This window comes from Nocardiopsis sp. NPDC006938 (assembly GCF_042869555.1).
GTDB lineage: Bacteria > Actinomycetota > Actinomycetes > Streptosporangiales > Streptosporangiaceae > Nocardiopsis.
Window position 1 is genome coordinate 69,724 of record NZ_JBIAGA010000002.1, and the last position, 6,546, is coordinate 76,269.

General features: G+C 73.0%; 8 protein-coding genes. 4 read left to right on the plus strand and 4 right to left on the minus strand.

The features are described 5' to 3' along the window. Nucleotides 1-107 precede the first annotated feature (107 nt). The 3 genes from mshB (at nt 108) to ACFYL4_RS03215 (ending at nt 1,969) form a co-directional block, all read left to right on the plus strand. Nucleotides 108-974, plus strand: a complete 867-nt coding sequence (mshB, locus tag ACFYL4_RS03205) for an N-acetyl-1-D-myo-inositol-2-amino-2-deoxy-alpha-D-glucopyranoside deacetylase (RefSeq protein WP_387516076.1) — start codon at nt 108-110, stop codon at nt 972-974. A gap of 69 nt (nt 975-1,043) precedes the next feature. After that, nucleotides 1,044-1,532 (plus strand): hypothetical protein, encoded by a 489-nt coding sequence (locus ACFYL4_RS03210; protein WP_387516078.1) that lies wholly within the window; start codon nt 1,044-1,046, stop codon nt 1,530-1,532. 80 nt (nt 1,533-1,612) lie between these two features. Beyond that, nucleotides 1,613-1,969 carry a nucleotide pyrophosphohydrolase gene (locus ACFYL4_RS03215; RefSeq protein ID WP_387516080.1) on the plus strand — a complete coding sequence of 119 codons (357 nt, stop codon included), beginning with the start codon at nt 1,613-1,615 and terminating at the stop codon, nt 1,967-1,969. 65 nt (nt 1,970-2,034) lie between these two features. On the opposite strand, the gene ACFYL4_RS03220 is transcribed toward ACFYL4_RS03215, so the two are convergent. The 4 genes from ACFYL4_RS03220 to ACFYL4_RS03235 form a co-directional block, all read right to left on the minus strand. Then, a complete protein-coding gene (locus ACFYL4_RS03220; protein ID WP_387516082.1) occupies nt 2,035-3,114 on the minus strand; it encodes a site-2 protease family protein in 1,080 nt (359 codons plus the stop codon). A gap of 104 nt (nt 3,115-3,218) precedes the next feature. After that, entirely contained in the window at nt 3,219-3,956 is a 738-nt protein-coding gene (locus tag ACFYL4_RS03225) for an SDR family NAD(P)-dependent oxidoreductase (protein ID WP_387516084.1), read from the minus strand. A gap of 136 nt (nt 3,957-4,092) precedes the next feature. Further along, nucleotides 4,093-5,454, minus strand: coding sequence for a hypothetical protein (locus tag ACFYL4_RS03230; RefSeq protein ID WP_387516086.1), 1,362 nt, complete (start codon nt 5,452-5,454; stop codon nt 4,093-4,095). 168 nt (nt 5,455-5,622) lie between these two features. Next, nucleotides 5,623-5,862, minus strand: a complete 240-nt coding sequence (locus ACFYL4_RS03235) for a hypothetical protein (protein WP_387516088.1) — start codon at nt 5,860-5,862, stop codon at nt 5,623-5,625. A 183-nt stretch (nt 5,863-6,045) separates the two neighbouring features. Here ACFYL4_RS03235 and fdxA point away from each other — a divergent pair, with 183 nt between their 5' ends. Continuing rightward, nucleotides 6,046-6,366 (plus strand): ferredoxin, encoded by a 321-nt coding sequence (gene fdxA / locus ACFYL4_RS03240; protein ID WP_014908468.1) that lies wholly within the window; start codon nt 6,046-6,048, stop codon nt 6,364-6,366. Nucleotides 6,367-6,546 lie beyond the last annotated feature (180 nt).

Genomic DNA, 6,546 nt, shown 5'->3' on the forward strand with positions numbered 1-6,546 from the left:
CCGCCCTGCGGCCCGCGCCCCCGGACCGAGGCCCCGGAGCCCGTACCGGTGCTCCGACCGTGGAGTTTGGGTCGGGAAGCACTGATCCGCCCGGTATCGTTCGCTCCGTGATGGACAGGCGACTGATGATGGTGCACGCGCACCCGGACGACGAGAGCATCGTCACCGGTGCCACCCTGGCGAAGTACGCGGCGGAGGGCGCCGGGGTCACCCTGGTGACCTGCACACTGGGCGAGGAGGGCGAGGTCATCCCCGAGGACCTGGCCGGTCTGACCTCCGACCGCGAGGACACCCTCGGTGAGTACCGGGTCGGCGAGCTCGACAGGGCCTGTGTGGCCCTGGGCGTGCGCGACCACCGCTTCCTCGGCGGCCCCGGCCACTACCGGGACTCCGGGATGATGGGCGGTCCCACCAACGAGCACCCGAGGGCCTTCTGGGGCGCCGACGTCGAGGAGGCCGCGCGCCGCCTTGCCGAGGTCATCCGCGAGGTCCGCCCGCACGTACTGGTCAGTTACGACGAGCACGGCGGCTACGGTCACCCGGACCACGTCCAGGCCCACCGGGTCACCCGGAGGGCCTGTGCCAAGGCCAACGAGCGGGCCATGCCGGGCTCGCCGTGGCAGGTCGCCAAGCTCTACGCGATCGCCCAGCCGGTGTCGAGGATCGAGGCGTCCATCGCGCGGCTCAACGAGGAGCCGGGGCCCTTCACCCCGCCCGCGCGGGTCTCCGACATCGCCCGCGGTACCCCGGACGCGATCGTCACCACGCGGATCGACGCCTCCGACCACTGGGCGGCCAAGGCGCTGGCGATGCGCGCGCACGCCACCCAGATCACCGTGGACGGCGAGCGGTTCGCGCTCTCCAACGACATCGCCCAGGAGATCGACGCCGTCGAGTACTTCACCCTGCTGATGGGTCCGCCGCCCAGGGCGGGCGCGGACGGTTTCGAGACGGACCTGTTCGCCGGGCTGTGAGGGCGGGGCGGCGGTCGATCCGACCGGAGTGGGCCCCGGTCGGCCCGGGAGCGCCTACCCTCGAGTTCCGTGACCACTCCTGAGACTCCCGAGAACCCCGGCGCGGCCCCGGCCCCGGCCCCCGCGCCGGAGCGCCGCCCGCACCCGTTCGTGGCGTCGGCGCTGACCGTGCTGTCCTTCGCGCTCCTGCTCGTCGCGGGCCTGGCCGTGGGGGTGCTGTCCGGCTTCGGCATGGGGTGGGTGTCCCACTTCTGGGACCTGGGCCCCGTCCAGCAGGGCGCGGGGGTCGCGGCGGTGGTCGTCTTCCTCGTGGCGCTGTACGCGCTGTGCCGTCTGGCGGGCTGGGGGAGCCGCCGCATGTCCGGCGCCGTGGGTTTCGCGATCGGCTACGTCGCGGTCATGATGGTGATGATCGGCTACGTGACCGGCGGGAACATCGTGTTCACCACCAAGCTGGTCAACTACGTCTTCCTGTTCGGGTCGATGATCGCCCTGGCGGTAGGGGTGATGCGCAGTATGGTCCTGCCGCCGCGTGGCATCCCCGCCGTCACCCGGTAGGGGTGCCCCTCCCGGCACCGGGACGCTGACGGGTCCGGTCGTGGAGGCCCGGTCGCCCTCGGACGTGATATCCCTCGGACATGTCCATCTCCTCGCTTCAGCTCGCTCTGGCCGACTTCGCCCGAGAGCGGGACTGGGATCAGTTCCACACCCCCAAGAACCTCGCCATGGCCCTGGCGGGCGAGGCGGGTGAGCTCACCGCCGAGTTCCAGTGGCTCACCCCCGAGCAGTCCCGGGCCGTCATGGAGGACCCCGCCAAGGCCGAGGCCGTCCGCCAGGAGATGGCCGACGTGTTCTCCTACCTGCTGCGCCTGGCGGACGTCCTGGACGTGGACCTCGAACAGGCACTGAGGGACAAGGTCGACCTCAACACGACCAGGTATCCCGTCGACCGGTCCTACGGCACGGCGGCCAAGTACACCGACCTGGACTGGTAGACACGGGCGGCCCCGGGGGCGCACCGGACGCCCGGTCACCCGCAGGGCCCGGGCGGGTGCGCGGGCTAGGCCCAGAACTGGAGCAGAAGCTTGCCGTGGAACATCATCCCGGGGATGGTCGGGTTGGGCAGGAGCAGGTCGAAGAGCGCGTAGACCGACTTCTCGAACAGGTCCCGGACCACCGGCAGCCACAGCAGGGCGAACACCGCGATCGAGCAGAACAGGCCGTTGACCCGGACGAACTCCGTCCACCGGGCGCCCCGGAAGGCGGCCAGTACGTGGTAGCCGTCCAGGCCGGGGATCGGTAGCAGGTTCACCAGGGCGCTGGTGAGGTTGGCCATCGCGAGGAAGGCCAGTGAGGAGATCGCCCAGTTGGTGGTGTCCTGGCCGACCGGGACGAGCAGGGACACGGTGAGGGCCAGTACGGCGGACAGCAGCAGGCTGGCCACCGGTCCCGCGAGCGCCACCACGACCCGGCGCCCCCGGGTCGGCACGCGGTCCCAGTCCACGTAGGCGGGCGGTCCGTTCAGGCCGAACCCGCCCAGCCCCAGGTAGACGGCCGGCAGGACCAGACCGCCGAAGGCCTGCTGGTACGCGAAGGGGTTCAGCCTGAGGTAGGCGCTGCCGCGCAGGGAGCGGTCACCGGCGAGGTAGGCGGCCAGCGCGTGCGCGAACTCGTGCACGGCGGTCGAGACGATCCACCCGAAGAGGATCAGCAGCGGCGGGATGAGCGGGGTGACCGAGGTGCCCTCGGCGGCCCAGTCCAGCTCGGCGTGGGTCCAGGACAGCCACCCCGCGAACCCGGCCAGGCCGAGCAGGAGCAGGAACACCGGGCTGGGCAGGAAGTCCGCCCAGCTCTCGGCCCGCGCCGTCGCGGTGCGGTCGGCTTCCGCGTCGACCCCCTCGGCGGCGTCTTCGGAAGCCCGGCCCCCGGCGCCCTCCGCCTCGTCCTCGGAGCCCTCCGTCTCGCCCTCGGCGTCGCTGGGAACCCGGTCGGCGCCGACACTCGAGGTGTTCAGTGCGTCGTCGGGCATCTGCGCCCACGGGTCGGCGGCGCGCGCCTGCTCGCCGGGTTCCGCCCCGCTGTCGGGGACGGTCACGGCGTCGGCATCCGCCTGTGTCTGCGGCGGCTCGGGCGTGGGCATGGTGCTCCTGCTGGTCGCGAGTGGTTCGCGCTCCAGATTAGGCCCTGGTCGGCACCCGTCCGCAGCGGGTGCCGTGCGGGCCCGGCGCCCGTTCCGACCTCGCGTTACATGCCGCCGGCGACCCGGAGGACGGTGCCGGTCGTGTACGAGGCGTCGGCCGAGAGGAGCCAGGAGATCGCCCCGGAGATCTCCTCCGGGCGCGCCGCACGGCCCAGCGGGATGCGCGACGCCGCTCGGACGGGTCGGTCGGGATCGCCCATCGCGGCGTGCATGTCGGTCTCGGTGATGCCGGGGGAGACCGCGTTGACCCGTACCCCGACCGGCCCGAGTTCCTTGGCCAGCCCCACGGTGAGCGTGTCGACGGCGGCCTTGGTCGCGGCGTAGTGGACGTACTCGCCGGGGCTGCCCAGGGTCGCGGCCGCCGAGGAGACGTTGACGATCGCGCCGCCGATCGCACTCATCTGCCGTACGGCGCGTCGGCAGCACAGCAGGTAGCCCAGCAGGTTCACGTCGACCACGCGGCGCAGGTCCCGCGTGCTGACGTCCGCGAAGGCCCCCAGCGGTCCGGTGACCCCGGCGTTGTTCACCAGCCCGTCCACCGTGCCGAACTCGGTCAGGGCGGTGTCGAAGATCCGCTCCACGCCCGCCTCGTCGGAGGTGTCGGCGCGCACGGTCGCGCACCGGCCCCCGGCGGTGCGCACATCGTCGGCGACCCGCTGGGCCGAGGCCGTGTCACTCGCGTACCCGAGCACCACGTCGTGGCCGTCCCGGGCCAGTCGGACACACGTGGCGGCGCCGATGCCGCGGCTGCCGCCGGTGACGACGGTGACCTGACGTGACATGCGGTCCCTCCCCGGTTCGACGCCCCCGTCCCTGTTCGGGCCGCTGACCGAGGGAAGTATGCCACTGGGCCCGGGAGCCGCCTCCGCCGGGGCGGCCGACCTCGACCGGCCCGAGGGGCCCGGGAGTCGCCGGGCCTCAGACGACCGCGCGGGGCGCGACCGCCGACTTGTGCAGCGACGCCACCGCGAACGCCCGACCGGCCCGGGTGAGCTCCCGGCGGCCGTCGTGGTCGTCCCCGGTGACCAGCCCGAGTGCTTCCAGCAGCCACCCGACCGCCATCACCATGGCCCGGACCCGGTCGGAGCCGGTCTCGGCGGTGCGCCGGTGCGCGGCGGCGTGCCGACCGGCCGCCACCGGGGGGTCCACGGGCCGCCACCCGGACTCGGTCAGCGTGCGTTCGGCCTCCTCCGCGTCGGAGGTGCCGGGCCGGGCGTGCGACCCCAACCCCTGTGGGGATCGGGCCAGCAGTTGGCCCAGGAGCGTCTCGGCGGCGGCCTGCTGGATGCCGCCGGTGCGGCACATCGTCTCCGTGGCGGCCTGCCACAGCGCCTCGGGGTCCTCGCGCAGCTGTTGGCCGCGGCGGGTGAGTTCGAGACGCCGCCCCGATCGGCGCACGGCGCGCATCGTGCGCAGCACCTGGTGCAGGGCGATGATCTGGGTCGCGTCGGTCTCGCTGCGCGGCGGCTCCGGAGTGGTGGTCCAGCCGAAGTCCTCGCACAGCTGGCGCACCACGCCGGGCGAGATATACCCGATCTGGGTGAGGGCGATCCCGTCCGCGGCCAGGTCCAGCATCCGTTGCAGCGGTGCCATCGCCGCTGTCGACCCGCGCGGCACGCCCGCCCCCGCGATGATCTGCCCCACCAGCGGCCACAGCCGCTGCCGGTGCGGGTGGGCCGACGAGGAGATCCAGGCGCGGACCCGCTCCTCGCGAATCCGGTCCAGGTGGCTGAGGCCCCGGTGGTCGGGCCGGGTCAGGAAGGAGCGGGCGAACCGTTCCTGGGCGGGCCGCCAGCCGCTCTTGCCGGGGCGGATGTCGCCCAGGGTGATGGCCAGTTCGAGGGCGGCGGCGGTCTCCCGGCGCGAGTGCAGCTCCACGTCGCCCACGGCGGTGCCCCAGGTGAGTTCGGGCAGGTCCGGCGGTTCCACACCGGACTCCCACATGAGCCGCTCGTACATGGCCAGGCCCGCGGTGTGGTCAGCGTCGTACAGGGTCAGGAGGGTGGCGGTCTCCGAGGCCCGGCACACGTCCGCGTACCGGTTCAGCTTCAGGAGCTGGAAGAGGTGGCCCAGGGAGCGCACCGCGAACAGCCGGTCGTCGGAGGAGTCCTGGAAGCGCACGGGCAGCTCGTACCAGCAGAAGCGCTGCACGGTGTGCTGGTTGAGCCGTTGGATGTCCTGGTCGGGGGCGAGCGTGTCCAGAGCCAGTCGTGCCAGGTCGGCCGCCCGTTCGTCCCGCCGGGCCAGCTCGGCGAGCGCGGACGCGACTGCCTCCCTCATGATGGGCACCACCTCCCCGCGTACCTCGTGCCCGGACCGTCCGGGGGTGGGACGGCCGGGTACGGTGCTTCGTTGTCCGCCGAGGGCCCGGTGGGGGCCACCGCCTCGGGTCGTGGCTGTCCTACCCCGGAAAGGCCGAAGAATTCCAGCTTGTGGGCTTCCGGGCCGCTACTGCCGGGGGCGGCGCGGGGGTACCGGCGGGACGACGCGGCTCGCGACGACGTCGGCCTCCGCGACGTCCACCGTCGAGCCGTCCCTCCTGCGCAGCGTGAGCACGCCCTCGGTCCAGGACTCCACGACACCGACGATATCGGTGAAGCCTCCCTCCGCGCGGGTGATTCGCACGGAGACCCGCGAGCCGAGGTCCCGCGGCGTGATCCGGTGGACGAGTCGTCCGCCCAGGTGCATGGTTTCCGCCCCCCGAGTGTGCGATGGGTGTTCTCCGACGCCATACTAGGAGTACGACATCTGTGCCAATCGCTTTACAGAGCCCGGACCGCACCCGACGCCCGCACGTCGGACCCGGCGCCGGAGAGCCCTGAAGGTCCCCGCCTCCCCGCGGGTCAGCGGGGGTGAGACAAGGAGTACGACGTGACCTACGTCATCGCGCAGCCCTGTGTTGATGTGCTGGACAAGGCGTGCATTGACGAGTGCCCCGTGGACTGCATCTACGAGGGTGACCGCATGCTCTACATCCACCCGGACGAGTGTGTGGACTGCGGTGCGTGCGAGCCGGTCTGCCCGGTGGAGGCCATCTACTACGAGGACGACCTGCCCGAGCAGTGGTCCGAGTTCTACAAGGCCAACGTCGACTTCTTCGACGACCTGGGCTCGCCGGGCGGCGCCTCCAAGGTCGGCAAGATCGACCGCGACCACCCGATCGTCGCCAAGCTGCCCCCGCAGGCCGAGTGAGCCTCGCGCGACCCCTTGGCGCAGAGGTCGCGTGGCAGAAGTGACGCGTCGCGGCGCCCCCCCCCGGGGGGGGGGGCCCCGGGGGGGGGGGGCGGCCCCCCCCCCACCCCCCCCCCCCCCCCGGCGCGGGGCCCCCCCCCCGGGTGACTCCCCCCCGGGGCCCACCGCCTCCCCCCCCAC